The organism is Actinomyces timonensis (assembly GCF_040702965.1).
GTDB classification, from domain to species: Bacteria; Actinomycetota; Actinomycetes; order Actinomycetales; family Actinomycetaceae; genus Actinomyces; species Actinomyces timonensis_A.
Window position 1 is genome coordinate 362,423 of sequence record NZ_CP159989.1, and the last position, 23,132, is coordinate 385,554.

Annotated in this window: 16 protein-coding genes, 1 tRNA gene and 1 pseudogene; 12 read left to right on the forward strand and 6 right to left on the reverse strand. The window is 73.0% G+C overall.

All coding sequences use genetic code 11. The features are described 5' to 3' along the window. Window positions 1-139: 139 nt before the first annotated feature. Both tmk and ABXS69_RS01555 read left to right on the forward strand, forming a co-directional pair. A complete protein-coding gene (tmk, locus tag ABXS69_RS01550; protein WP_366180867.1) occupies window positions 140-886 on the forward strand; it encodes a dTMP kinase in 747 nt (248 codons plus the stop codon). Beyond that, window positions 883-2,109: a DNA polymerase III subunit delta' gene (locus ABXS69_RS01555; RefSeq protein ID WP_366180868.1), complete on the forward strand. Its 1,227-nt coding sequence runs from the start codon at window positions 883-885 to the stop codon at window positions 2,107-2,109. The genes tmk and ABXS69_RS01555 overlap by 4 nt, the downstream gene beginning before the upstream one ends. On the opposite strand, the gene ABXS69_RS01560 is transcribed toward ABXS69_RS01555, so the two are convergent. Further along, window positions 2,078-2,773: a transcriptional regulator gene (locus tag ABXS69_RS01560; RefSeq protein WP_366180869.1), complete on the reverse strand. Its 696-nt coding sequence runs from the start codon at window positions 2,771-2,773 to the stop codon at window positions 2,078-2,080. The genes ABXS69_RS01555 and ABXS69_RS01560 overlap by 32 nt on opposite strands. Before the next feature lie 858 nt (window positions 2,774-3,631). On the opposite strand from ABXS69_RS01560, the pseudogene ABXS69_RS01565 reads away from it, so the two are divergent. After that, window positions 3,632-5,266: pseudogene (locus tag ABXS69_RS01565) on the forward strand (alpha/beta hydrolase); the annotation flags it as partial. Here the strand turns inward: ABXS69_RS01565 and ABXS69_RS01570 are convergent. Both ABXS69_RS01570 and ABXS69_RS01575 read right to left on the reverse strand, forming a co-directional pair. Beyond that, on the reverse strand, window positions 5,224-6,312 hold the full coding sequence (locus ABXS69_RS01570; protein ID WP_366180870.1) for an asparaginase: 1,089 nt from the start codon (window positions 6,310-6,312) through the stop codon (window positions 5,224-5,226). The pseudogene ABXS69_RS01565 and the gene ABXS69_RS01570 sit on opposite strands and share 43 nt — an antisense overlap. Before the next feature lie 52 nt (window positions 6,313-6,364). After that, complete coding sequence (locus tag ABXS69_RS01575) at window positions 6,365-7,834, reverse strand: amino acid permease (protein ID WP_366180871.1); 1,470 nt, start codon at window positions 7,832-7,834, stop codon at window positions 6,365-6,367. A 304-nt stretch (window positions 7,835-8,138) separates the two neighbouring features. Between ABXS69_RS01575 and ABXS69_RS01580 the strand changes: the two genes are divergently transcribed. The 6 genes from ABXS69_RS01580 to ABXS69_RS01605 all read left to right on the forward strand — a co-directional run bounded on the left by ABXS69_RS01580 (window position 8,139) and on the right by ABXS69_RS01605 (window position 12,840). After that, window positions 8,139-8,211, forward strand: a tRNA-Thr gene (locus ABXS69_RS01580). Window positions 8,212-8,640: 429 nt separating this feature from the next. Beyond that, window positions 8,641-8,961, forward strand: coding sequence for an Lsr2 family protein (locus tag ABXS69_RS01585; protein ID WP_366180872.1), 321 nt, complete (start codon window positions 8,641-8,643; stop codon window positions 8,959-8,961). A gap of 101 nt (window positions 8,962-9,062) precedes the next feature. Beyond that, complete coding sequence (locus ABXS69_RS01590) at window positions 9,063-9,800, forward strand: phosphoglyceromutase (RefSeq protein ID WP_366180873.1); 738 nt, start codon at window positions 9,063-9,065, stop codon at window positions 9,798-9,800. Between the two features lie 155 nt (window positions 9,801-9,955). Then, a complete protein-coding gene (locus tag ABXS69_RS01595) occupies window positions 9,956-10,450 on the forward strand; it encodes a CarD family transcriptional regulator (protein WP_159522742.1) in 495 nt (164 codons plus the stop codon). Between the two features lie 50 nt (window positions 10,451-10,500). Beyond that, entirely contained in the window at window positions 10,501-11,262 is a 762-nt protein-coding gene (gene ispD, locus ABXS69_RS01600; protein ID WP_366180874.1) for a 2-C-methyl-D-erythritol 4-phosphate cytidylyltransferase, read from the forward strand. Window positions 11,263-11,370: 108 nt separating this feature from the next. Continuing rightward, window positions 11,371-12,840 carry an MFS transporter gene (locus ABXS69_RS01605; protein WP_366180875.1) on the forward strand — a complete coding sequence of 490 codons (1,470 nt, stop codon included), beginning with the start codon at window positions 11,371-11,373 and terminating at the stop codon, window positions 12,838-12,840. Between the two features lie 30 nt (window positions 12,841-12,870). On the opposite strand, the gene ABXS69_RS01610 is transcribed toward ABXS69_RS01605, so the two are convergent. Continuing rightward, entirely contained in the window at window positions 12,871-13,239 is a 369-nt protein-coding gene (locus ABXS69_RS01610) for a heavy metal-binding domain-containing protein (RefSeq protein WP_366180876.1), read from the reverse strand. Between the two features lie 70 nt (window positions 13,240-13,309). Continuing rightward, a complete protein-coding gene (locus ABXS69_RS01615) occupies window positions 13,310-13,870 on the reverse strand; it encodes a SprT-like domain-containing protein (protein WP_366180877.1) in 561 nt (186 codons plus the stop codon). 81 nt (window positions 13,871-13,951) lie between these two features. Here ABXS69_RS01615 and ABXS69_RS01620 point away from each other — a divergent pair, with 81 nt between their 5' ends. The 3 genes from ABXS69_RS01620 to ABXS69_RS01630 all read left to right on the forward strand — a co-directional run bounded on the left by ABXS69_RS01620 (window position 13,952) and on the right by ABXS69_RS01630 (window position 18,229). After that, window positions 13,952-14,917: a hypothetical protein gene (locus ABXS69_RS01620; RefSeq protein ID WP_366180878.1), complete on the forward strand. Its 966-nt coding sequence runs from the start codon at window positions 13,952-13,954 to the stop codon at window positions 14,915-14,917. 104 nt (window positions 14,918-15,021) lie between these two features. Next, window positions 15,022-16,611 carry a phospholipase D-like domain-containing protein gene (locus tag ABXS69_RS01625; RefSeq protein WP_366181499.1) on the forward strand — a complete coding sequence of 530 codons (1,590 nt, stop codon included), beginning with the start codon at window positions 15,022-15,024 and terminating at the stop codon, window positions 16,609-16,611. A 190-nt stretch (window positions 16,612-16,801) separates the two neighbouring features. Continuing rightward, window positions 16,802-18,229, forward strand: a complete 1,428-nt coding sequence (locus ABXS69_RS01630; protein WP_366180879.1) for a hypothetical protein — start codon at window positions 16,802-16,804, stop codon at window positions 18,227-18,229. Between the two features lie 138 nt (window positions 18,230-18,367). Here ABXS69_RS01630 and hrpA read toward each other — a convergent pair whose 3' ends face one another. Further along, window positions 18,368-22,960 (reverse strand): ATP-dependent RNA helicase HrpA, encoded by a 4,593-nt coding sequence (hrpA, locus tag ABXS69_RS01635; RefSeq protein ID WP_366180880.1) that lies wholly within the window; start codon window positions 22,958-22,960, stop codon window positions 18,368-18,370. Between the last annotated feature and the right edge of the window lie 172 nt (window positions 22,961-23,132).

Genomic DNA, 23,132 nt, shown 5'->3' on the forward strand with positions numbered 1-23,132 from the left:
CTTATGGCGCAGGCGTCCGACGCCCGCCCGGGCACGCTTGCGCGCGGCCATGGGGGGCAGCGGGGCCAACGTCCAGGCGGCTTGCGGCACCATGGCGATCAACGGCACGGCTTCGGTCGCGCGCCGCTACTCTGGGGCCGTGACCGCCGCCCCGACCCGACCCGGCCCGCTCATCTCTTTCGAGGGGGGCGACGGCGTCGGCAAAACCACCCAGATCCAGCGCCTCGCCACCGTGCTCGCCTCGGCCAGGATCGACTACTGCCTCACTCGCGAGCCCGGTGGCACCGAGCTGGGGGCCCAGATCCGCGGGCTCCTCCTGCACGGGGGAGCGGTGGACCCGCGCGCCGAGGCCCTGCTCTACGCCGCTGATCGCGCCCAGCACGTCGCCGAGGTCATCCGGCCTGCCATGGCGCGCGGCGCGGTGGTCCTCACCGATCGCTATCTCGACTCCTCCATCGCCTACCAGGGCGCTGCCCGCTCCCTGGGGACCGCCGAGATCCGGTCCCTGTCCGAGTGGGCCACCGACTCCCTGCTCCCGGACCTGACGATCCTCTTCGACGCCGAGCCGTCCGTGGCCGACCGCCGCGCTGGGGCCCGGGGCGCCAAGGACCGCCTCGAGAACGAGAGCGCGGCCTTCCGCGCCGCCCTGCGCGAGCAGTTCCTCGCCCTGGCCGCCGCCGAGCCCGAGCGCTTCGCCGTCATCGATGCCCGGCGGCCCATCGAGGAGGTCGCCGAGGATGTCAACCAGCGCGTCGCCGCGCTCCTGATGACCCGCCCCGGCGAGGTGGGTGTGGAAACGCCGCCGTGGGGAGGGGCTCTGGACGCCCATGCCGCCTTCCTCCGGGCCGCGGCGCGCATGGGCCGCACCTCGCCGGGGGCCTCATGAGCGTCTGGGACGACGTCGTCGGGCAGGAGGCGGTCATCTCCGCCCTGTCCGGGGCGGCCGCGGCCGCGAGGGGCCTCGCCGAGCGGCGGGAGGCCCGGGCCGACGGCGCCGGGCGGGCCGATGCCCCCCCGAGCGCCACCGGCTCCGGGTCCGCCATGACCCACGCCTGGCTCATCACCGGCCCGCCGGGCTCGGGCCGCTCCAACGCCGCGCTCGCCTTCGCCGCCGCCCTGCAGTGCGCCGGGCCCGTCCCCGGGTGCGGCCAGTGCAAGCCCTGCCGGGACGTCATGAGTGGCGCCCACCCCGACGTCGTCCGCCTGGCCACCGAGAAGCTCATCATCACCCTCGACGAGGTCAAGGAGCTCATCGGCGAGGCGCAGCGCCGCCCCTGGACCGGACGGTGGCGCGTCATCCTCGTCGAGGACGCCGACCGCATGGCCGAGCGCACCACGAACGTCCTGCTCAAGTCCATCGAGGAGCCACCGCCCCAGACCGTGTGGCTCCTGTGCACCCCCAGCGCCGACGACGTCCTGCCCACCATCCGCTCGCGCTGCCGGCTCATCACGTTGCGCATCCCGCCCGCGGGCGCCGTCGCCGACCTCCTCGTGCGCCGTGATGGCGCCGACCCCGCCCTCGCTGCCCGCGCGGCCCGCGCCAGCCAGTCCCACATCGGCCTGGCCCGCCACCTGGCCACCGACCCTGACGCCTGGGAGCGCCGTCGCCGCCTCCTGCGCGCCCCCGTGTCGCTGCGCAGCGTGGGTGACGCCGTGCTCGCCGCCGCCGACCTCGTCGAGAGCGCCGAGTCCGAGGCCCAGGCCCGCACCGCTGAGCGCGACGCCGCCGAGCGCGCCGATCTCATGCGGGCCCTCGGCCTGGAGGGGGAGGGGCGCGTCCCGCCCGCCCTGCGCGCCCAGGTCCGCGCCCTGGAGGAGGACCAGAAGCGCCGGGCCAAGCGAGCCCGAACCGATGTGCTCGACCGGGCCATGATCGACCTGCTCTCCTTCTACCGCGACGTCCTGGCCGAGCAGATGGGCAGTGACGTCGAACGCGTCAACATCGACCTGGCCGAGCAGATCGAGCGGGCGGCCGCCACCACCGGGGCGGAGCGGTCACTGGCGCGCATCGCCGCCATCGAGGAGTGCCGCGGGAGGCTGCGCTCCAACGCCGCGCCGCTGCTCGCCGTCGAGGCCCTCATGGTCCAGTTGCGCCCCCAGGCGCGCTGAGGGCGTCGCGCTGCCCGGCCGGCGCGGCCGGCTCGGTGGCGGCCCAGGAGCCGAGCAGGCGCAGCGCCCCCTCGCTCGGGCTGCCCGGCTCGGCCGCGTAGGACACGAGGGTGAGCCCCGGGCACGAGGCCATCGCCGCGCTCTCGCAGGCGAGGGCGATCTCCCCGACCAGCGGATGGTGGATGACCTTGGTGTCCCGGCAGATGTAGCGCACATCGTGGCGCGCCCGCAGCCTGGCGAAATCACGGCTTCGGGTGGACAGCTCGCCGACCAGCGCCGTCAGGTCCGGTTCTGTGGGGTCGTCCCCGCTGGTCAGGCGCAGCATCGCCACGCTGTCCTCCGCGCCGGTTTCCCAGTGGGGGAAGAAGTCGTGGGCGCGCGGATCAAGGAACATGAAGCGCGTGAGGGAGGGGGCGTCGTCGGCGATCTCGGGGATCGGGTCGATGAAGAGCGGGGCGTAGAGGGCCCGGGCCAGCGTGTTGGCGGCCAGGCAGCGGCCCAGGCCGTCGCGGACGATTGCGGGGACGCGCATGGCGTCGAGGATCCAGCGGGTGCCCGGGCGGAGCGCGGACCGCCCGGCGCGCGCTCGGCGGCGCCGCCTGCCGGTGGGGGAGGCCGCGCGGGCGAGGTCGAGCAGGTGCTCGCGCTCGGCGTCGTCGAGCATGAGGGCGGAGGCCAGGGACTCCAGGACCTCGGCGGAGGCTCCCCCAGCGATCCGCGCTCCAGGCGCGTGTAGTAGTCGACGCTCACGCCGGCGAGCATGGCGACCTCCTCGCGCCGCAGGCCGGGCACGCGCCTGCTCGTCCCGACGACGGGCAGCCCCACCTTGTCCGGGGTCACCCGCGCGCGGCGGGAGGTGAGGAACTCCTTGATCTGCGCGCGCGGATCAGCGGCGGGCGGCCCGACGTCGTCGGATCGGCTCATGCGGCCAGGCTACGCGCGGCCCCCGGCGAACGGGCGAGCGCAAGCCGGGCCCGACCCCGCACAAACCGTCTCATCCCCGGGATACCGTCTCACCCCGCACAAACCGTCTCACCTCACAGAAACCGTCTCGCCCCGCAGATACGGCCTCAAACTACGAGAATGAGGGCGCAAGGCCGGGCCGAGACGGTATCTGCGGGCCCAGGCGGTATCCCCGGGCTGAGACGGTATCTGCGGGCCGAGACGGTATCGCCGGGCTGAGACGGTATCTGCGGGCCGAGGCGGTATCCCCGGGCTGAGACGGTATCCCCGGGTAGAGAGGGTATCTGCGGGCCCAGGCCGCGAACCCGGCGCCCCGGATGCCGGCGGCGCCCCATCTGGCCCACCGCCGCCTCCTCACCCCGTGCGCCATGATCCGAAACGGCCCCCTCCACGACCCACAACCGGTCACACCACTACCCACCGCCGCATGACACACCACAAAGCGGCACCCCGCGGGCCGCTCGGCGCCGTCGTGCCGTCGGTCGGAATGACCTCGCCGGGGCGTTCTCCCCCTCGGGGATGAGGGCCTCCCGGAGCGGGCGGCGTTTAGGCTGGCGCCGTGAGCATCCTTGACGCCTCCTCCCGTCCCCGCCGGATCAAGATCCTGGCCGCCCTGTCCGCTCTCACCGCCACAGCGGCGCTGTCGGCCTGCGGCAACCCGTCAGTCCCCGGCGCCACCCAGGCCACCGGCGCTGCTGCCGCCGCCGTCCCCGCTGGTCTGGAGTCGTTCTACAGCCAGAGCGTGGAGTGGTACCCGTGCAAGAAGGATGCCGGTATGACTGAGCGCAGTGGCGATATGGGGCCTGGGACGATGAGCTGCGCGCGCGTGACGGTGCCCCTGGATTACGACAACCCCGGGGGCGAGACGATCCAGATCGCCATGAAGAAGCGCTCGGCCTCGGCCGATGCGGCCACGGGCGCGCTGTTCATCAACCCCGGCGGCCCCGGCGGCTCCGGCGTCGACATCCTTCCCCAGGTCACATCGATCCTCTTCTCCAAAGACCTCATCACCGCTTACGACGTGATCGGTTTCGACCCTCGCGGGGTGGGTGAGTCCACGGCGATCGACTGCCTGACCGATGCCGAGCTGGATGCCGAGCGCTCCGGGACGGAGTCTGCCAGCCTTCCCGATGACGCCACGGGGGAGCAGAAGCGCGCCGCTGTGGCCGAGGAGACCGCCAAGCGCGAGGCCAAGTGCAGGGCCAGGACCCAGCCCCCGGCCCTGCTCGACCATGTGGACACGGTCTCGGCCGCCAAGGACCTCGACATCCTGCGCGCCGTCACGGGCAGCTCCGCCCTCACCTACTTCGGCTACTCCTATGGGACCTTCCTAGGGGCCACCTACGCCGGCCTCTTCCCGGGCAATGTGGGCCGCTTCGTCCTCGACGGCGCCGTCGACCCCTCGATCAGCGGCGGCCAGATGGCGCTGGGCCAGGCGAAGGGCTTCGAGAGCGCGCTACGGGCCTATGTGGAGAGCTGCCGGTCGGGGGCGGACTGCCCGCTCACGGGCTCGGTGGATGACGGGGTCAAGCAGATCCAGGACTTCCTGACCTCCTTGGAGGCCAGCCCGATCGGGACCTCGGACGAGAATCGTCCCCTGACCCGCTCGCTGGCCATCTCCGGGATCATGGTCCCCCTCTACCAGTCCGAGGCCTGGCCCCAGTTGAGCATCGCCCTGTCACGGGCGATGGGCAAGACGACGGATGACGGGAGGCCCGACGGCGCCATGCTCCTGTACTTCGCCGACCTCGCCGCGCAGCGCGGCAATGACGGCACCTACTCGGGCAACGGCAATGAGGCCATTGGCGCCATCAACTGCGCGGACTTCCCCGTCTCGGGGGATGCGGCCTCCTGGGATCAGGAGGCCGCGGAGATCAAGGAGGCCTCCCCGACCTTCGGCGACGGCCTCCAGTACACCGACGTCGCCTGCCAGGCCTGGGGGCACCCGTCGGGCAATGAGCGCAAGGCGATTCACGCCTCGGGGGCCAACCCGATCCTGGTGATCGGGACGACGGGGGATCCGGCCACGCCGTACGAGTGGTCCCAGGCCCTGGCCGATCAGCTCGACTCGGGCCAGTTGCTGACCTGGAAGGGCAATGGGCACACGGCCTACGGCCGCGCGGGCAAGTGCGTGACCTCGGCCGTGGATGACTACCTGCTGAAGGGCACGATGCCCGCTGAGGGCCTCACCTGCGAAGGCTGCTCGCCCGCGATCGGGCGCCCCATCGCCTCGGCGAGGGCCGTGCCGGTCAGGCCCTGGGCCAGGAGGAACTGGGCCTTGGCGTAGGCCGCCTCCAGGGTCATGTCGGCGGTGCCGACGGCGCCCGCCCGCGCGATGGCGTCCCCGGTGGCGTAGTGCCCGAGGAGCACCTCGGCCTGGTGGCACTGGGAGGCGACGACGACCGCGGTCCCGGCCCTGATCGCCCGCGCGATCGCCTCGGTCAGCCCGGGCTCGTCGCTGGGCACGTTGCCCACCCCGAAGGCTCGCAGGATGACTGCCTGGGGCAGGGGGTCGAGCAGCGCCGTCAGGCGCGCCCCGGTGATGCCGGGCGCCATGTCGAGGACGACGACGTCGTGCCGGGCATAGGGCTTGGGCTCCGCCCAGGCGTTGGGGGAGGCGGCGGCCCCGGGGCCCTCGCGGTCCTCGGACCACTCCCAGGGGGCGCCGTCGGAACCCGCCCGGGCCAGTGGCGGCGCCATAGGCGAGGCGAAGCCCGCGAAGTCCCAGGAGGAGGACTTCGTGGCGCGGCAGCCTGCCAGCAGCAGGCCGCCGAAGAACAGGGCGACGCCGATCGCCCGCCCGCTGACGGCCGCCCGCAGCGCCCCCAGGACGTTCGCCTCGGCGTCGCTGCCCTCGGCCCCGAGCGGCAGCTGGGAGCCGGTGATGACGACGGGCGCCTCCAGGTCCGCCAGGGCGTAGGACAGGGCTGCCGCGGTGTAGGCCATGGTGTCCGTGCCGTGGAGGATGACGATCGGCTCACCTGGGTGGCCGGCCGCGTGCGCGCGCGCCTCCTCAACGATCGACTGCCAGGACTCAGGCGTGGCGTTCGAGGAGTCGATGAGCGGCTCCAGGGCCGTCAGCGACGTCGACTCCAGCGCCTCGAGGCCGGGGGCCGGCGGGCGGCTCGGGGGGAGGAGGCCGGCGAGCCAACCGGCGAGATCGGCCCCCGGGACGAGGCCCTGGGGCGAGTCCACCATGCCGATGGTTCCGCCGGTGTAGATGATGTGGACGCTCCCCATGGGGCCCTCCTGCTCCCTGTCCCGCCCGCTCCGCCGCGGGCGGCTGCTGCGGCTACTGCTCGTCGTCGGGGCCCGTGGTCGCCTCGTCGAGGACGTGGTCGAGGAGGTCGCCGCGGATCCGGCCCCGCACCCGGTACCAGCCTGCCACCATCATGACGATGACGAGGCCGAACAGGGCGAGGGTCCACCGGCCCTCCGGCTCCTGGATGTTGGCGATGACGATGAGGGCGAAGAAGGCGATCGCGATGTAGTTGGTGTATGGGGCGCCGGGCATCCGGTAGGCCGGGCGCTCCTCCAGCCCCTGATCGACCCGCTTGAGGAAGGCCAGGTGCGTCACGAGGATCGCCACCCAGGTGCCGGCGATGCCGATGCCCGCCAGGTTCACGACGATGTTGAAGGCGTCCTCCGCGAGGAAGGCGTTGAGGGCGACGCCCACGAGGCCCAGCGCGGAGGTGATGGCGATGGCGCCCGCGGGCACCTGGTGCTTGTTGAGGCCGGCCGCGAGGCTGGGCGCCTCGCCCGCCACCGCCATGGAGCGCAGCGTGCGGCCGGTGGCGTAGAGCCCCGCGTTGAGGCTGGACAGCGCCGCGGTCAGGACGACCACCTGGATGATGTCCCCGGCGTGGGGGACGCCGATCCCGGAGAAGAACGTGACGAAGGGCGACTCATTCTTGGAGTAGGAGGTGTAGGGCAGGACGAAGGCCATGAGGAGCACGGAGCCGACGTAGAAGACGAAGATCCTCAGGATCATCGAGTTGATCGCCTTGGGCAGCACGGTGATCGCGTCCTCCGCCTCGCCGGCGGCCACGCCCACCATCTCCGTGCCCCCGAACGCGAAGACGACGCCGAGGGTGAGGGTGAGGACGACCCCGATTCCCGCGGGGGCGAAACCGCCGTGCTGCGTGATGTTTCCCAGGCCGGCCACGTGGCCGCCCACCTCCGCGCCGCTGACGATCGCCCAGATGGCCACGAGCATGAAGGAGATGATCGCCGCCACCTTGATGAGGGCGAACCAGAACTCGGCCTCGCCGAACATCTTGACATTGAGCATGTTGAGCACGAAGACCAGGGCGAGCGCGATGAGCGCGAGAACCCACTGGGGAACGACCCTGAAGGCGCCCCAGTAGTGGAGGTAAAGGGCGACGGCGGTGATGTCCGCCATGACCGTCACCGACCAGTCGAGGAAGAAGAACCAGCCGGTGATGTAGGCGCCCTTCTCCCCGAGGAACTCGCGCGCGTAGGACACGAAGGCGCCCGAGGAGGGGCGGCGGATCGCGAGCTCGCCGAGGGCGCGAACCATGAGGAAGGCGAAGACGCCGCAGATCGCGTAGGCGACGATGAGGATCGCCCCGCCCTGGGCCAGGCGCCCGCCGGCCCCCAGGAACAGGCCGGTGCCGATCGAGCCGCCAATGGCGATCATCTGAAGGTGGCGGCTCTTCAGCTCCTTGTTGTACCCCGCGTCCCCCTTGTCGTGCGTCACGGGGGGCGCCGCGCTGGCTGGGGGATCTGTCTGCTGCGACATGCTGCTGGTCCTTTCCAGGGGGAGGACGGGCCTGGGGGCGCCGCGAATGCGGCGGAGCCCGATCGGGTGAGGCGCGCGTGGCCGCGCCAGCGTGCGCTGACAGGTGCCATGGCGTGCGCCGATGCGCGTCATGCTCGGTATCTCGCCGTGGTCCGGGCCATCGCGCGCCGACTCACGCGCGAGGCAGTCTAAGGCAGTCCGAGGTGGTCCGAGGCTGTGCTCAGTGCCACGGGGCGGCGGTGGCTCCCGCGTTGCGCCCGGCGCGCCGCGCGCTGTAGAGTCCTCACGCCGCCGTTAGCGGCGCGCCACCTTAGCTCAGTCGGCAGAGCGATTCACTCGTAATGAATAGGTCGTGGGTTCGATTCCCACAGGTGGCTCGATGAGGGCTCCGGGACCAGCGGTCCCGGAGCCCTCTCCCGTTGGCTGGCCCGCGCCCAGGGGCCCGCGGCGCGCGAGTTCGACCCGTCTGCCCCTCTCACGGGCCCTCCTGCGGCTCTCCGGCCTCGCCGCCCTATTGGCCCGTCTGGAACTCCCGCCGGTCCGCGGTCTCCTCGGCGGACGGCGGCGAGTAAGGTGTTCGCTCACCGGCCGCCCGCTCATCGAATCACGTTCCGCGCGCCGCTCCTCCCGCCTCCAGGATCGGGAGAGCGCTGTTCCCGGTGTTCTCGCAGAGGAAATTCATGGAGCCCGGAGCGGCGAATCCGGGAGCGATATTGCGTGACCCGTATGCCTCCATTATCCTTCAGGGTGTTCGCAAGAGGATTCATCTCGGTAATCCTCCGACGTCACGAAGAGAAGAGTGAGCCATGGCCCAGAAGACCCAGATCATCCTCGTCGACGATATCGACCAGTCCGCCGCGTCGCAGACAGTCACCTTCGGCCTGGATGGGGTTACCTACGAGATCGACCTCAATGACGAGCACGCCGCCGCGCTGCGCGAGTCCATTGAGGAGTGGTCCTCCAAGGCCCGTCGCGTCTCCGGTCGCCGCAATGTCCGCCGTCGGGGCGCCAGCCCCGCGGCCGAGACCCAGAAGATCCGCGAGTGGGCCCGCAGCCAGGGTATGGAGGTCTCGGACCGCGGGCGCATCCCCGCCCCGATCCGCGAGGCCTACAACCAGGCCCACTGAGGCCCCTCGCGCCTCGTCGAGGGCGCGAGACCCCGCGCCGCCCGGGAGGGCCCTCGCTCCCGGGCCTCGCGCGCGGCGCGCGCGCCTGGCAGGATAGGCCCATGGCTTACACCCTTGTGCTGCTCCGCCACGGCGAGAGCGAATGGAATGCGAAGAACCTGTTCACCGGTTGGGTGGACGTCCCCCTGTCCGAGAAGGGCCGCGCCGAGGCGGTCCATGGCGGCGAGCTCCTCAAGGAGGCCGGCGTCCTCCCCGAGAAGCTGTTCACCTCGATGCTGCGCCGCGCGATCATGACGGCGAACCTCGCCCTGGACGCGGCCGACCGTCACTGGATCCCCGTCGAGCGCGACTGGCGCCTCAACGAGCGCCACTACGGCGCCCTCCAGGGCAAGAACAAGAAGGAGATCCGCGACGAGTACGGCGAGGAGCAGTTCATGCTCTGGCGCCGCTCCTACGACGTCCCGCCGCCGGCCATCGAGCTCGGCAGCGAGTTCTCCCAGGACGCCGACCCGCGCTACGCCGGCGAGCCGATTCCCGCCACCGAGTGCCTCAAGGACGTCCTCGCCCGCCTCCTGCCCTACTGGGAGTCCACGATCGTCCCCGAGATCAAGACCGGCAGGACCGTCATGATCGCCGCTCACGGCAACTCCCTGCGCGCGATCGTCAAGCACCTCGACGGCATCTCCGACGACGACATCGCCGCCGTCAACATCCCCACGGGCGTCCCGCTGGTCTACGAGCTCGACGAGGAGACCCTCCAGCCGCTCAAGAAGGGCGGCCGCTACCTCGACCCGGAGGCCGAGGCGAAGATCGCGGCTGTGGCCAACCAGGGCAAGTGAGCCCCGCGCCCGTGCTCGGGCGCGCTCATCGACGATGGCGCCGGGCCCCCCCGTGGGCGCGGCGCCATCGCGCGCTGTGAGCAACCTCCCCCGGTATCACGCCGCTTGGCACTGGTAAACTGAGGCTCCTGTTTGCTTGACTGGAGACCTCACCCATGACCCTTGAAGTCGGAGAGACCGTCGTCTACCCCCACCACGGCGCTGCTCGGATCATCGATATTCGCCAGCGCAAGGTGAAGGGGGAGGAGAAGACCTACCTCCAGCTCGAGGTCGCCCAGGGCGACCTGACGATCCTCGTCCCCGCCGAGTCCGTCGAGCTCATCGGGGTGCGCGACGTCGTCGACGAGAAGGGCCTGGAGAAGGTCTTCGAGGTCCTGCGCGCCCCCTTCACCGAGGAGCCCACCAACTGGTCGCGCCGCTTCAAGGCCAACCAGGAGAAGATCGCCTCGGGCGACGTCATCAAGGTTGCCGAGGTCGTGCGGGACCTGTCCCGCCGGGACACCGATCGCGGCCTGTCGGCCGGTGAGAAGCGCATGCTCTCCAAGGCCCGCCAGATCCTCGTCTCCGAGCTCGCCCTGGCGCAGAAGACCCCCGAGGAGGAGGCCGAGAGCCGCCTCGACGAGGTCCTCGCCGCCGGCGCCGCCGCCTGACGACCCGCGGGCCGCCACGCCGTCGTCCCCCCTCCCCGAGCATCTCCGCCATGACCCCCGCAATCCCTGAGGCCCCCTCCCCGGTGATCGCCGTGGTCACCGCCGCCGGCTCGGGCAGCCGCCTTGGCGCCGAGCTCCCCAAGGGCCTCGTCCCCCTCGCCGGGCAGTCGCTCGTGAGGCGCGCGGTGCGGGGGATGCTGGCCTCCGGCGTCCTCGAGCGCGTCGTCGTCACGGCGCCGGAGGGGCGGATCGAGGGTTTCCGCCGCGAGGTGGCCGATCTCGGCGCCGTCGAGGTGGTCGCGGGCTCCTCCGCCTCCCGGCAGGCGAGTGTCGCCCTCGGTCTTGAGGCGGCCCTGCGCGCCCAGCCCGACGCCGCCCTCATACTCGTCCACGACGCCGCCCGCGCGCTCACGCCCCCCGATGTCATCCAGCGCGTCGTCGCCGCCCTGCGCGAGGGGCACGAGGCCGTCATCCCCGTCATGCCGGTGACTGACACCATCAAGGAGGTCCGGTCCGGTGAGGCGGTCGAGCCGATCGTCGCCACCCCGGACCGCGCCCGGCTGCGCGCCGTCCAGACGCCCCAGGGCTTCGCGCGTGAGACCCTGCTGGCCGCCCACCGCGTCGGCGCCCAGCGCGCGGCCAGTGAGGGCCTCGCCGCCTCCGACGACGCCGGACTGGTCGAGGCGATGGGCGGCGACGTCGTCGCCGTCGCCGGGGACGCGCGCGCCCTCAAGGTGACGACGGGCCTCGACCTGCTCCTCGCTGAGGCCCTGCTCGCCGCCGAGGAGCGCGAGCCTGCCCGGCGCGGGTAGGCGCGTCCGCCCGGCGCGGGAGGATGCGGGAAACCCCCAATATGACCGCGCCCCATCTGTGCCCTGGAGGAGAGCGGAGCGGAGGGCTCACGCCGTAGGCTCGGGGGCATGCCCTCCCCTGATTCATCTCTGGGGGCGATCACCGCCCCTGGGCGGCAGGCCAAGCCCCGCCTCCTGACCTGGCCCGTCTTCGCCTGGGGGCTGTGGGACTGGGGATCGGCCGCCTTCAACGCCGTCATCACGACCTTCGTCTTCGCGACCTACCTGGTCTCCTCGTCCTTCGGCGACCCCACCTCCAACCAGTCGCGGCTGTCCGCGGGCATGGCGGTCGCCGGCCTCTTCATCGCCCTGCTCGCCCCCGTCACGGGGCAGAGGGCCGACCGCGCTGGGCGGGCCGTCACCTCCCTGGGGATCTACACCGCGCTGGTCGTGGCCGTCTCGGCCGCGCTGTTCCTCGTCAAGCCCGCGCCCGGCTACCTGTGGCTGGGGATCGTGCTCATGGGCGTGGGCAACCTCTTCTTCGAGCTCGCCTCCGTCAACTACAACGGCCTCCTGTCCCACGTGACCGCCAAGGAGCGGATCGGCGCGGTCTCCGGGATCGGCTGGGGCATGGGCTACCTGGGAGGGATCGTCCTGCTGCTCGTGGTCTACGCGGGCCTCATCAGCCCCGAGGTCGGCTGGTTCGGCGTGACCAGCGCCGACGGCCTCAACGTCCGCGTGGCCATGCTCGTGGCCGCCGCCTGGTTCGGGATCTCGGCGATCCCGGTCCTGCTCACCCAGTCCTGCGCCGTCAGGCGGCGCCGTGGGCCCGGAAGGCCCCAGGCGGGCGGCCTCGAGGCGGATGGCGCCAGGCAGGTCCCCGAGATAGAGGCGGAGCCTGGGGACATCCCCGGCACCGGGGGCGTGGCGGGCGCCAGGCGCCACGAGTCGATCCTCGCGTCCTACCGGCAACTGTGGCGCACCCTGCGCTCCTTGTACCGCTCCCACCCGAATGTCCTGCGGTTCCTCCTGGCCTCGGCGATCTTCCGGGACGGGCTCGCCGGGGTCTTCGCCTACGGCGGCATCATCGCCCGCACCACCTTCGACTTCTCCGACGCCCAGGTCATCCAGTTCGCCGTCGCCGCGAACGTGGTGGCCGGCATCACCACGATCGCCTGCGGGCGCCTCGACGACCTCGTCGGGCCGCGGCGGGTCATCATGGGCTCGCTCGTCATCCTCGTCGTGGCCGGCAACGCCATCTTCTTCCTCCACGACGGCGGCAAGCCCGTGTTCTGGGCGCTCGGCCTGGCGCTGTCCGCCTGCGTCGGACCCGCCCAGTCGGCCTCCCGCACCTTCCTCGCCCGCCTCATCCCGGAGGGCCGCGAGGGGGAGATCTTCGGGCTGTACGCGACGACGGGGCGCGCCGCCTCCTTCCTCGCCCCCGCCCTGTACGGGGCGGCGATCTGGGTGGGCGCGCGCTTCATGGGGCAGGGCGTCGGCTACTGGGGGATCCTCGGCATCATGACGGTGCTCATCGCCGGGCTCGTCCTCATGGCCGGGGTCAAGGACCCCGACGGCCACCTCCAGCATCTCGCCTGATCGGGGCCGCCCGGGCCGCTGTCCAGCGGGTCAGTAGCCGACAGCGCCCACGGCGCCAGCGCCGGGGGCCTGCTGGACGGGGGTGAAGCGCACCGCCGTGCCGGAGGCGGTCACCATGAGCATGCCGTTATCCGAGCCGAGCGTCTCGTAGTCGATGTCGACGCCGACGACGCCCTCGGCGCCGAGCTCGGAGGCGCGCTGCACCATCTCCGCCAGGGCGGTCTCGCGGGCCTGGATGAGCTCGCGCTCGTAGGACTCCGCGCGCCCGCCCACCAGGTTGCGGAAGCCCGCGGCGATGTCCTTGAACATGTTGACCCCGGCGATGGTCTCCCCGCACACGACGCGCAGGTACTGGCTGACGGGGTATCCCTCGACGGTGGGGGTGGTGGTGACGATCATCGTGGCTCCTCGGTGGGCTCGATCGTGGTCTTGACGGCGGGGCGGTGGCGCCGCCTGGCGCGGCCCCGCGTCATCCTCGCCCAGTGGCGCCCCCACCGGCAACGTCGCCCTCAGGGGAGCGCGCCCCAGGCAGCATCCGCAGCGCCCGCTCGTACTCGGCGCTGATCCGCTCGGGCGCCACGGGGGCGCCGTCGAGCTCCCAGCGCAGCAGGTGAGCGGGATCGAAGCGCCTGCCGCAGCGCGCGCAGGACATCGGCCGACGGGGGCGGCGCATCCGGTTGACCGCGTGGCCCACCGGGCAGATGCCCACCCACCGGCCGGGCAGGCTCGGAGCGTCCGGGGCGACCAGCCGCCTGCCGCTCGCGCCCAGGCGCCGGGCCTCCGCCACCCACACGGCGTCGTGACCATGGGCCGGCCCCACCCGCGCGTGGGCGATCTCATGCAGGATCGTCTCGCGCGCCTCGGAGGGCGAGTAGAGGGCCATCAGCGCGCGCGACAGGGTGATGCGGCGCCGGGCGTGATCGGTCTGGCCCGCGCGGCGCCGGGCGCGGTCCGGAGTCAGCTCCCAATCTCCCAGTCCGTGCGCGTCCATGAGGTCGCGGGCGAGGGCCAGGGCATCGTGAGGATCCACGGGCCAAGGGTACGGCCGGCCCTCGGGGGAGGGGAGTCCCGGGGCCAAGCGGAGGTGAAGGCCCGCCCCGAGTATGGCAGCATGAGGGCAGTGCCCCCTTCATCCCCCGGTTCCCGCCGTGACCAGCCCATCGGTGCGGGCCAGCGCCTGAGCGCCCCGGCCCGTGCCCGCTCGCGCGCGCGGCGCCGTCGTCGGCTCGGCCCGCTGACCGTCCTCATCCTCTCCTTCCTCATCACGGTGCTCGTGGCCGTCCTCGCCCTGTCACTCGAGAGCCGGCTCATGACCCTCGGCGCCGGATCGACCGCCGCGCCCGAGGCCGCGGGGCCGGCGCCCGTCGTCCCGGACATGACCGGCTACACCGCCTCCCGCATCATCGACGACGAGGTCTTCTACGACTCCGAGGCCATGACCGAGGAGGAGATCGCCGCTTTCATCGCCAGGGTCAACGAGGGCTGCGTCCCGGGGCTCGATGGCACGCCGTGCCTCGCCGACGCCGTCTTCGAGACCCAGACCCGCGAGGTCAGCGATGTCTGCCCCGGCGGCTACATCGCCGCCGAGGGGCAGAGCGCCGCCCGCGTCATCTCCGGCGTGGCCTCGGCCTGCGGCATCAACCCCCGGGTCCTCCTCGTGCTCATCCAGAAGGAGCAGGGCCTCCTCACCGCCTCCGGCAGTCGTCTCACGGCCCACGATTACGAGGCCGCCACCGGCTATGCCTGCCCCGACGGCGGCCAGTGCGACCCGGCTTTCAACGGGTTCTTCGCCCAGCTCTACGGCGCCGCCGCGCAGTTCCAGCGCTACCGCCTCGACCCCGGCGGCTACGCCTTCGTCGCCGGGACTCCGACGACGATCGCGTACTCCCCGGACGCCTCCTGCGGGTCCGGGGAGGTGACGGCCGCCAACCAGGCCACCGCGGGGCTCTACGACTACACCCCCTATCTGGCCAACGGCGCCGCGGCCTCCGGCGGGGATAACTGCACGACCTGGGGGAACTGGAACTTCTACGGCTACTACCGCACGTTCTTCGGCTCCCCGCTCATCACCGGCTGACCGCCCCGGGCCGCTGGTGGCGGCCCGCTGCGTCCGGGCCGGCGGAGCTCGCGGTCCTGCCCCTGCCACGGCCCGCCACGTGGCATCATGCGCCCATGAGGCTGATGACGCTCCCCTCCTCCCTCGCAACCGCGTGGGTCGTCATCGAGTACGTCATCAAGATCATTGCCCTGGGGACGATCCCCGAGAACCGCCGCCCGTCGTCGTCGACGGCCTGGCTCATCCTCATCTTCCTCCTGCCTGTCGTCGGGCTCCCCCTCTACCTGCTCCTGGGCAGCCCGCGCGTGACCGGCAAGCGCTACCGCCAGCAGGTCGAGGTCAATGAGATGGCGCTGCGCTACACCGCTCACCTGCCCGACGCCCCGCCCGGGGCCAGCGAGTCCAGGCACCTCGACTCGATCCTGCGCATGAACCGGCGCCTGACCGGGCTGCCCTGCCTCACCGGGGAGGTCATCGCCCTGCACGACGACTCCGCCGCCACCTACGCCGCCATGGCCCGCGCCATCGACGAGGCCACCACCTCGGTGAGCGTCGAGTGCTACATCCAGTCCTGGGACGACGTCACCGACGTCTTCTACAGCGCCCTGGAGCGCGCCGCCGCCCGCGGCGTCAAGGTGCGCCTCCTGCTCGACCACCTCGGCAGCCGCAAGTACCCCGGTTGGAGGACCCTGGGCAGGCGCCTGAGCGCGGCGGGCATCGAGTGGTGGCTCATGATGCCCCTCCTGCCCTTCCGACTGCGCTGGCGCCGCCCCGACCTGCGCAATCACCGCAAGCTCCTCATCATCGACAATGAGCGGGCCTTCATCGGCTCCCACAACATCATCGACCCCACCTATCTGCTGCGCCGCAACCGCTGGGCGGGCCGCGTCTGGAAGGACCTCACCGTGGAGGTCACAGGAGAGATCGTCGCCGAGGCGCAGGCCGTCTTCGCCATGGACTGGCTCTTCGAGGCCGACGAGCTCCTCGACATCTTCGCCCTGAGCCCCGCCCGCAAGCGCAAGCCCGGCGTCTCCCGGCCCGCCCACAAGCGCGCCACCTCCACCATCGCCGAGGCCCTGCCCGAGGCCATCCCCGAGGTGGGCCAGGGGCCCGCGCCCGCTGTGGGCTCCGCCGCGCCACGTCCCGGGCGTCCCGATGCCGTCGTCAACGCCATGCAGCTCGTGCCGTCCGGGCCCGGCTACCCCCTGGAGCCGAACCTGAGGATGTTCCTCTCCCTCATCCAGGGGGCCACCCGGCGGGTGTCCATCACCAGCCCCTACTTCATTCCCGACGAGGCGCTGTTGGCCGCGATCACCTCGGCCGCCTACCGGGGCGTGCGGGTGGAGCTGTTCGTCGGCAAGGAGTCCGACCAGTTCATCGTCAACCACGCCCAGCGCTCCTACTACCCGGCGCTGCTGGCCGCCGGGGTGCGGATCTTCCGCTACCCCCCGCCCACCGTCCTGCACTCCAAGTACATGACGGTGGACGGCGAGGTGGCGGTCATCGGCTCGTCCAACATGGACTTCCGCAGCTTCACCCTCAACTACGAGGTCATGCTGCTGGCCTTCGGCGGGGACCTCGACGACCTCCTGCGCGCCAATGATGACGCCTACCGGGCCGTCTCCGAGGAGCTGACCGCTGAGCAGTGGGCCGCCGAGCCCCGCTACCTGCGCTACATCGACAATGTCTGCCGGCTCATGTCCTCGGTGCTGTGAGCCGTTGAGCGCTGGAGCCGCGCGCTCCCCGCCCGCGCGTCGCGGGATCGTGCTCAGCGCCACGTCCGCCGATTGCCCGGGACCCGCCGCAGGTGGGTGGGGCGTGAGCGGGCCGTAGCGGCGCAACCCCCAGGATTTTCCCAGGTTGGGGCCCATGCGAGCCCCGCGAGGCTATGGCAGCATCGGGACCATGGCGAGACGCTGGCAGGTCATCACCGTGGAGCTCCTGGGCGGTCGCGGCATTGACCTCGACCCGCCCCCTGGGCGCGACCTCATCGCGCCGCCGTCGACCACCTTCGCCGAGCTCGCCCACGCCATCGACCTCGCGTTCGCCCGCTGGGATCGGGCCCACCACCACGAGTTCGCCCTCGCGGATGGCACCCGCATCATCGACGACGTCTCCCAGTGCGACCTCGCGACCCGTGCCGCCACCGGCGGTCCCATCCTCGACCGCGTCCTGCCCGGCACCACCGCGGTCAAGCCGCTCCTGGAGCGCGGGGGCACGATGCGCTACGTCTTCGACCTGTCCGACCGGTGGGTCTACCGCTGCGCCGTCACCGACAAGATCAGCGTCGAGCGGCTTATCGGCCCGCGGATCACCTGCCCGCAGCCGATCCGCGGCTGGGGCGACCTGCCGGACCAGTACGGCCGGACCCGCCCCGACGCCGAGCGCCACCGGGGCGGCGGGGCGCGGCCCGCGCCCGAGGCCTTCGAGCCGAGGCCGAGCCGCCGCGCCCGCAGGGCCGCTGAGCGCGCCGAGGCCCGGTATCGCTGGGACCGCCCGGACCGTGAGGAGCGTCGGGATCCGCGCGGCGAGCGGGGCCGCCCCCGGCACCTGGAGTTCCTGGAGGAGTTCGGCGCTCCCGTGGCCGAGCCCGTCGACGTCGGCGCGGTGCGCAGGGCCCGGGCCAGGCGCGATATCCCCTCGCTGGTGTCCGCCATCACCGGCGCCGACTGCCGCCACGCCCTCCAGCAGGTCGGCGCCTGCCTGGCGGGCGCCTGGCGCTCCAGTGACGGTCCCGGCCACGCGCTGCGCGAGCCGATGACCGCCGCGATGCTCTCCGCCATCACCCAGCTCGAGCTGCGCGGGTGGCCCGGCGACGACGTCCTCGCCGAGCTGATCATGGCCCGGCTGCGAGAAGAGCGCCCTGCCGGCTCGCCCCTGCCGCTGCGCCTGGGAGCCCTGGTGACCTCCATCGTCGCAGGCGCGCAGCGCGACGGCGTCTGGCTGGACCTGGACACCGGCGTCGTCTGGCCCGCCTCGATCCTCGCCACCCGGGCCGGCCGGGACTGGACGGGGCCGATCACCCCGCCCGTCGAGGGTGATGCCGCGCTCGGGATCGCGCCCGGGCACCGCTGGCTCCACCTCGACGAGAGCGATCCGGGCACTGCGTGGTCCGATCGGCGCGCTTTCATCGCGCTTCTGGGCGGCGGCCGGACCGAGGAGGAGATCGTCAACGCCCGGGCCCTGGGGCGCGGCGCCGAGCGCGGGCCGGAGGCCTTCTACGCCGCCGTCGTCGATCGGGGGCTCGATTCCCTCTGGCTCGCCTTCCGCGACGACCGTCGTTGGGGCAGGGCCCGGGCGGCGCTGGCCGCCGAGGGCCTGCGGCCAGCCTGACGCCAGCCCGCCCCGCCGCACCCCCCCTCCAGCGAGACCGGTCGAAAATACGAGCGAGACCGGTCCGGGAACCGGTCTCGCTCGTATTTTCGACCGGTCTCGCTGATAGGGAGGGGTGATGGGCGGTGGGCGGTGGGGCTAGATGGTGGCGAGGAGCTTGGAGATGCGCTGGGGGCTGACCTTCTGGGAGGTTCCCAGCGTCTGGGCGAACAGGCTCACCCGCAGCTCCTCCACCATCCACCGCGCCTCGACCAGCGCCGCCTCGCGCGCCGCGTCCGGCGGGAGCGCCGCAGCCCGCTCACGCGCCCGCTCGACCCCCGCCAGGGCCTCGCGGGCCCGGTAGGCCAGGGCCGCGTCCTGCGAGGCGGCCGACGGTGAGGAGGCCGCCCGCTCCACCCTCATCGCCAGCGCCTTCAGGTACCTGGGCAGGTGCTGCAACCGGCTGGCGGGCGCAGCGGTGATGAACCCGTCGGCGATGAGCGCGGCGGCCTGCTCGCGCACCTCCTGCAGCGTGGCCAGCAGCGTGAGCGAGGTATGCGCGTCCACCGCGTCCTGAACCTCCCGCTGGGCCCCCAGCGCGCGCACCACGATGAGGGCGATCCGGTGAACCTCATCCTCCAGCCCCTCGCGCATCGCCCCCGCGAGCTCATCGAAAGCGGCCTTCTCGCGCACCTCGGCGAGTCTCCGGCCGGTGCCGGACGCCCACCGCTCGGCGACGGCGCGCGCCGCCGCCAGCTGGAGGTCGGTCACCAGCGCCTCGGTGGACCGGTAAGGGCTCGCCGCGAGCGTCAGCGACTCCCTGCCGCTCCAGCGGCTCGTGATCCGGCCCGTCGGCAGCGCCGCGCGCGCCAGTGCCAGCGCGATCACACCGGCGGGGTGCTCCCGGCCCTGGGCGACGGCGTCGGGCAGGACCCTCAGATCCGCGGCGGGGGCCGTGGGCTTGCCGGGAGTCCCGCTCCCGCCGGCCCCGCCGGGGCGCAGCCGGGCCGCGCTACCACTGGCCACGAGGGCCGGGTAGCCCCGCACGATGAGCCCGGCCGTGCCGGTGGACTCCACCGTGGCGGGGATCGTGGAGGAATCCGGGCCGGTGAGGCCGGCCAGGCCGCTCGGCCACGCCTGCAGGCCCGCCCGCTCGGCCAGCCCCGCGCTCATGGCGGCCGACCCGGCGCCGCCCGCCCTCGGGCCGGCCGGGCCCACCGCATCCGCAGGACCGGCGCCGTCGCCGGCCCCGCGCCGCCCGGAGCCCTGACGGCCCCGCCCCTCCTGCCCCGCTCCGGGGCCTCGTGATCCGCCGCGACCGCCGGAGCGGGCCCGCGCCTCCTCCATCGCCTGGGCGAGCGCCCCGCGCACCGCCGAGCGCACAGCCTCCTCGGCGCGCCCCGACAGCCGCCTCTGCAGCGCGACGAGGTCCTTTCCGCGCCCCAGGACCCTCCCACGCGCGTCGAGCGCCACGAAGGCGATCGACAGGTGATCGGGCAGGCGCTCAGCGGCCTCGGCCCAGTCGTCGTCGCTGATCTCCACGCCGCGCAGGCGCCCCACCACCGCTGCGAAGGCCTCCTCGAAGGGCGCATCCGGGCATGAGGCCCCGGGCGGCGTCGGGTACTCCTCCTGCAGGACCGCCCACGCCTGCGCGCCCACATCCGGGGCGGGGACGAGCTGGCGGCGCACCCGCTTGGGGAGCGCTCGGATCGTGGCCACCACGAGCTCTGGGCGCATCCCCGGCACGAGCCAGTCGAAGCCGGTCGGCTCCAGGCGCCCCAGCACCTCGATCGGCACCCGCACGGTGACGCCGTCGTCATGGCGCCCCGGCTCGAAGACGTAGTCCAGGCCCAGGGTCAGGTCCCCCTGCGTCCAGGCGTCCGGGTAGCCCGTGGCGTCGTCATCGCCGGGGAGCAGCAGCTCTCGCGTGAAGTCCAGCAGGTCCGGGTGGCGGCCCCGCTCCCGCTTCCACCAGGCGTCGAAGTCGGCGGCGCCATAGACGTCCTCGGGCAGGCGGTCGTCGTAGAAGTCGAACAGCGCCTCGTCACTGGCCAGCAGGCCGTGCTCGCGGCGCCGCCGCTCCACATCCTCCAACTCCTCGCGCAGCTCCCGGTTGCGCTCCACGAAGCCGTGCCGGGCGTGCCAGCCGCCCTCGACGAGCCCGGAGCGGATGAACATCTCCCGGGCCACCTGCCGCGCTGACTCCGTGCCCACCGACGCCAGCGTGGAGGGGCGGTCCGCCACGAGCGTCATCCCGTAGAGCATGACCTTCTCGTGGACCATCGCGGCCCCGTGGCGCGTGGACCAGTAGGGCTCGCCGTAGACGCGGCGCAGCAGGCCCGCCCTCTCGGCTGCCTCCTCGACCCACCGCTCGTCGACCTTCGCCACGGTGCGCGCGAAGAGCCGGGACGTCTCCACCAGCTCCGCCGTCATCACCCAGTCGTAGGTCTTGCGGCGCAGCCCCGAGCCGGGCCAGATCGTGAAGCGCGCGCCCCTCGCCCCGGTGTACTCGCGGCGCCGCTCATCCCAGTTGCCCACATTGGACAGCAGCCCCACCAGCAGGGAGCGGTGGATGGCGTCGGCGTCGGGGGTGTCGGCGCTGCGCCCGAGCGCCACGACGGCGGCCGCCACATCCCCGTGGGCGATCTGGGCGGCGTGCGAGCCGGGCTCCAGGGCCTCCCCGGCGGCGCGGATGGCGCGCGCCGTCGGCAGCTCGACGGGGGAGGCGCTGAGCCCCAGCTGCCGCGACATCTGCCGCAGCTGGGCGTGGACGTCCTGCCACTCGCGGATCCGCAGGTAGTGCAGGAACTCGGAGCGGCACATGCGCCGGAACGCCGAGCCGGACAGCTCGCGGGACTGCGTGCGCAGGTAGCGCCACAGGTTGAGGTAGGTCAGGAAGTCGCTCGTGGGGTCGGCGAAGCGGCGGTGCAGGGCGTCGGAGGCCTCCTGCTTGTCCGCCGGGCGCTCGCGGACGTCCTGGATGGACAGGGCGGCGACGATGACGAGCACCTCCCCGGCGCAGCCGAGCCCGTCGGCCTCCAGGAGCATCCGCCCCAGGCGCGGGTCGATCGGCAGGCGCGCCAGGCGGCGCCCGACGGCGGTGAGGCGCGGCCCGTCGGCGCGCGTGGCGCCATCGGGGTGGATCGCGCCGATCTCGGCGAGCAGGGCGATGCCGTCGCGCACGGCCCGGCGGTCCGGGGCGTCGATGAAGGGGAAGTCCTCCACCGCGCCCAGCCCCAGGGCCGCCATTCGCAGGATGACGCTGGCCAGCGACGTGCGCAGGATCTCCGGCTCGGTGTACTGGGGGCGGGAGTCGAAATCGGCCTCGGAGTACAGGCGGATGGCGACGCCGTCGGCCAGGCGCCCACAGCGCCCCGAGCGCTGGTTGGCGCTGGCCTGGCTGATCGGCTCGATGGGCAGGCGCTGGACCTTCGTGCGGTTGGAGTAGCGCGAGACGCGGGCCAGGCCCGGGTCGATGACGTAGCGGATGCCGGGCACCGTCAGCGAGGTCTCGGCGACATTCGTGGCCAGCACGATCCGGCGCGTCGAGTGCGGCTCGAAGACGCGGTGCTGCTCGGCGGCGCTCAGGCGCGAGTACAGGGGTACCACCTCGACCCCGCCGGGCAGCCGTGAGCGCCCGTCGACGGCGAGGCGCGGCCCGAGGTGGTCGGCCAGGGCCGACTCGGTGTCGCGGATGTCCCGCTCTCCGGCGAGGAAGACGAGGATGTCACCGGGGCCGGTGGCCAGGAGCTCGTCAACGGCGTCGAGGATGCCGGTGACCTGGTCGCGGTCCTCCCGGGGGGTGGGCCCCGGCCGCTTGGCGCCCCCGGCCCGGGGGGCGCGGCCGGCGTCATCGTCCGCGCCGTCGTCGGGCTGGTCCGCGCTCAGGGGCCGGTAACGGATCTCCACGGGGTAGGTGCGGCCCGTGACCTCGATGACCGGGGCGGGCACGCGCGCGGCGGGGCCGTCAGGGCGCGGGGGCTCTGCGCCGAAGTGCTCGGCGAAGCGCTCGGAGTCGATGGTGGCCGAGGTGATGACGACCTTGAGATCGGGGCGGCTTGGGAGGAGCCGGGCGAGGTAGCCCAGGATGAAGTCGATATTGAGGCTGCGCTCGTGGGCCTCGTCCACGATGATCGTGTCGTAGCGGGCGAGCATGGGGTCCGACTGGATCTCCGCCAGGAGGATGCCGTCGGTCATGAGCTTGACGAGGGTGCGCGCCCCGACCTCCTCGGTGAAGCGCACCTGGTAGCCGACGATCCCCTCGGAGGAGATGCGGGTGCCCAGCTCGTGGGCGATGCGCTCGGCCACGGAGCGCGCGGCGATGCGGCGGGGCTGGGTGTGGCCGATCATCCCGGTGATGCCGCGGCCGAGCTCTAGGCAGATCTTGGGGATCTGCGTGGTCTTGCCGCTCCCCGTCTCCCCGGCCACGATGACCACCTGGTTGCGCCGGATCGCCTCGGCGATCTCAGCGCGGCGGGCGGTGACGGGCAGCTCCTCGGGGTAGACGATCTCCGGGACGGAGGCCGCGCGCTCGGAGAGCTCCTCCGCGGTGAAACCCGGCCAGGAGCGCTGGGGTCCCCTGCCCCGGCGATTCCTGTGGGGCCGGCGGCCGTGCCCGTCCTGCTTCTGGGCGAGGCGGCCCTCCCGACGGCCCCCGTCCTCCCGCCGGCCTCCCGAGTCACGGCGATCGCGGCGCTCCTGCTGGCGCCCGCGGCCCTCACCGGCGTCGCCGGCAGCACTGGTGGTATCCATAGGGCGCCCATTGTCCCCCATGCGACGGGGCTCGCGCTCGGCGGGTCCCGGCGGGCCCCGGGGGCCGCGTTTGCGGCCTCGGCCCGGGGATACCGCCTGGGCCCGCAGATACCGTCTCGGCCCGGCCTTGCGCCCTCATTCTCGTAGTTTGAGGCCGTATCTGCGGGGCGAG

Coding starts and splice junctions, on each gene's coding strand:
- ABXS69_RS01575 (WP_366180871.1), bottom strand. CDS start 7,834: ATGTCGCAGCAGACAGATCCCCCAGCCAGCGCGGCGCCCCCCGTGACG.
- ABXS69_RS01625 (WP_366181499.1), top strand. CDS start 15,022: ATGACGCTCCCCTCCTCCCTCGCAACCGCGTGGGTCGTCATCGAGTAC.
- ABXS69_RS01620 (WP_366180878.1), top strand. CDS start 13,952: ATGAGGGCAGTGCCCCCTTCATCCCCCGGTTCCCGCCGTGACCAGCCC.
- ABXS69_RS01630 (WP_366180879.1), top strand. CDS start 16,802: ATGGCGAGACGCTGGCAGGTCATCACCGTGGAGCTCCTGGGCGGTCGC.
- ABXS69_RS01605 (WP_366180875.1), top strand. CDS start 11,371: ATGCCCTCCCCTGATTCATCTCTGGGGGCGATCACCGCCCCTGGGCGG.
- ABXS69_RS01610 (WP_366180876.1), bottom strand. CDS start 13,239: ATGATCGTCACCACCACCCCCACCGTCGAGGGATACCCCGTCAGCCAG.
- ABXS69_RS01590 (WP_366180873.1), top strand. CDS start 9,063: ATGGCTTACACCCTTGTGCTGCTCCGCCACGGCGAGAGCGAATGGAAT.
- hrpA (WP_366180880.1), bottom strand. CDS start 22,960: ATGGATACCACCAGTGCTGCCGGCGACGCCGGTGAGGGCCGCGGGCGC.
- ABXS69_RS01585 (WP_366180872.1), top strand. CDS start 8,641: ATGGCCCAGAAGACCCAGATCATCCTCGTCGACGATATCGACCAGTCC.
- ABXS69_RS01555 (WP_366180868.1), top strand. CDS start 883: ATGAGCGTCTGGGACGACGTCGTCGGGCAGGAGGCGGTCATCTCCGCC.
- ABXS69_RS01595 (WP_159522742.1), top strand. CDS start 9,956: ATGACCCTTGAAGTCGGAGAGACCGTCGTCTACCCCCACCACGGCGCT.
- ABXS69_RS01560 (WP_366180869.1), bottom strand. CDS start 2,773: ATGCTCGACGACGCCGAGCGCGAGCACCTGCTCGACCTCGCCCGCGCG.
- ABXS69_RS01570 (WP_366180870.1), bottom strand. CDS start 6,312: ATGGGGAGCGTCCACATCATCTACACCGGCGGAACCATCGGCATGGTG.
- ispD (WP_366180874.1), top strand. CDS start 10,501: ATGACCCCCGCAATCCCTGAGGCCCCCTCCCCGGTGATCGCCGTGGTC.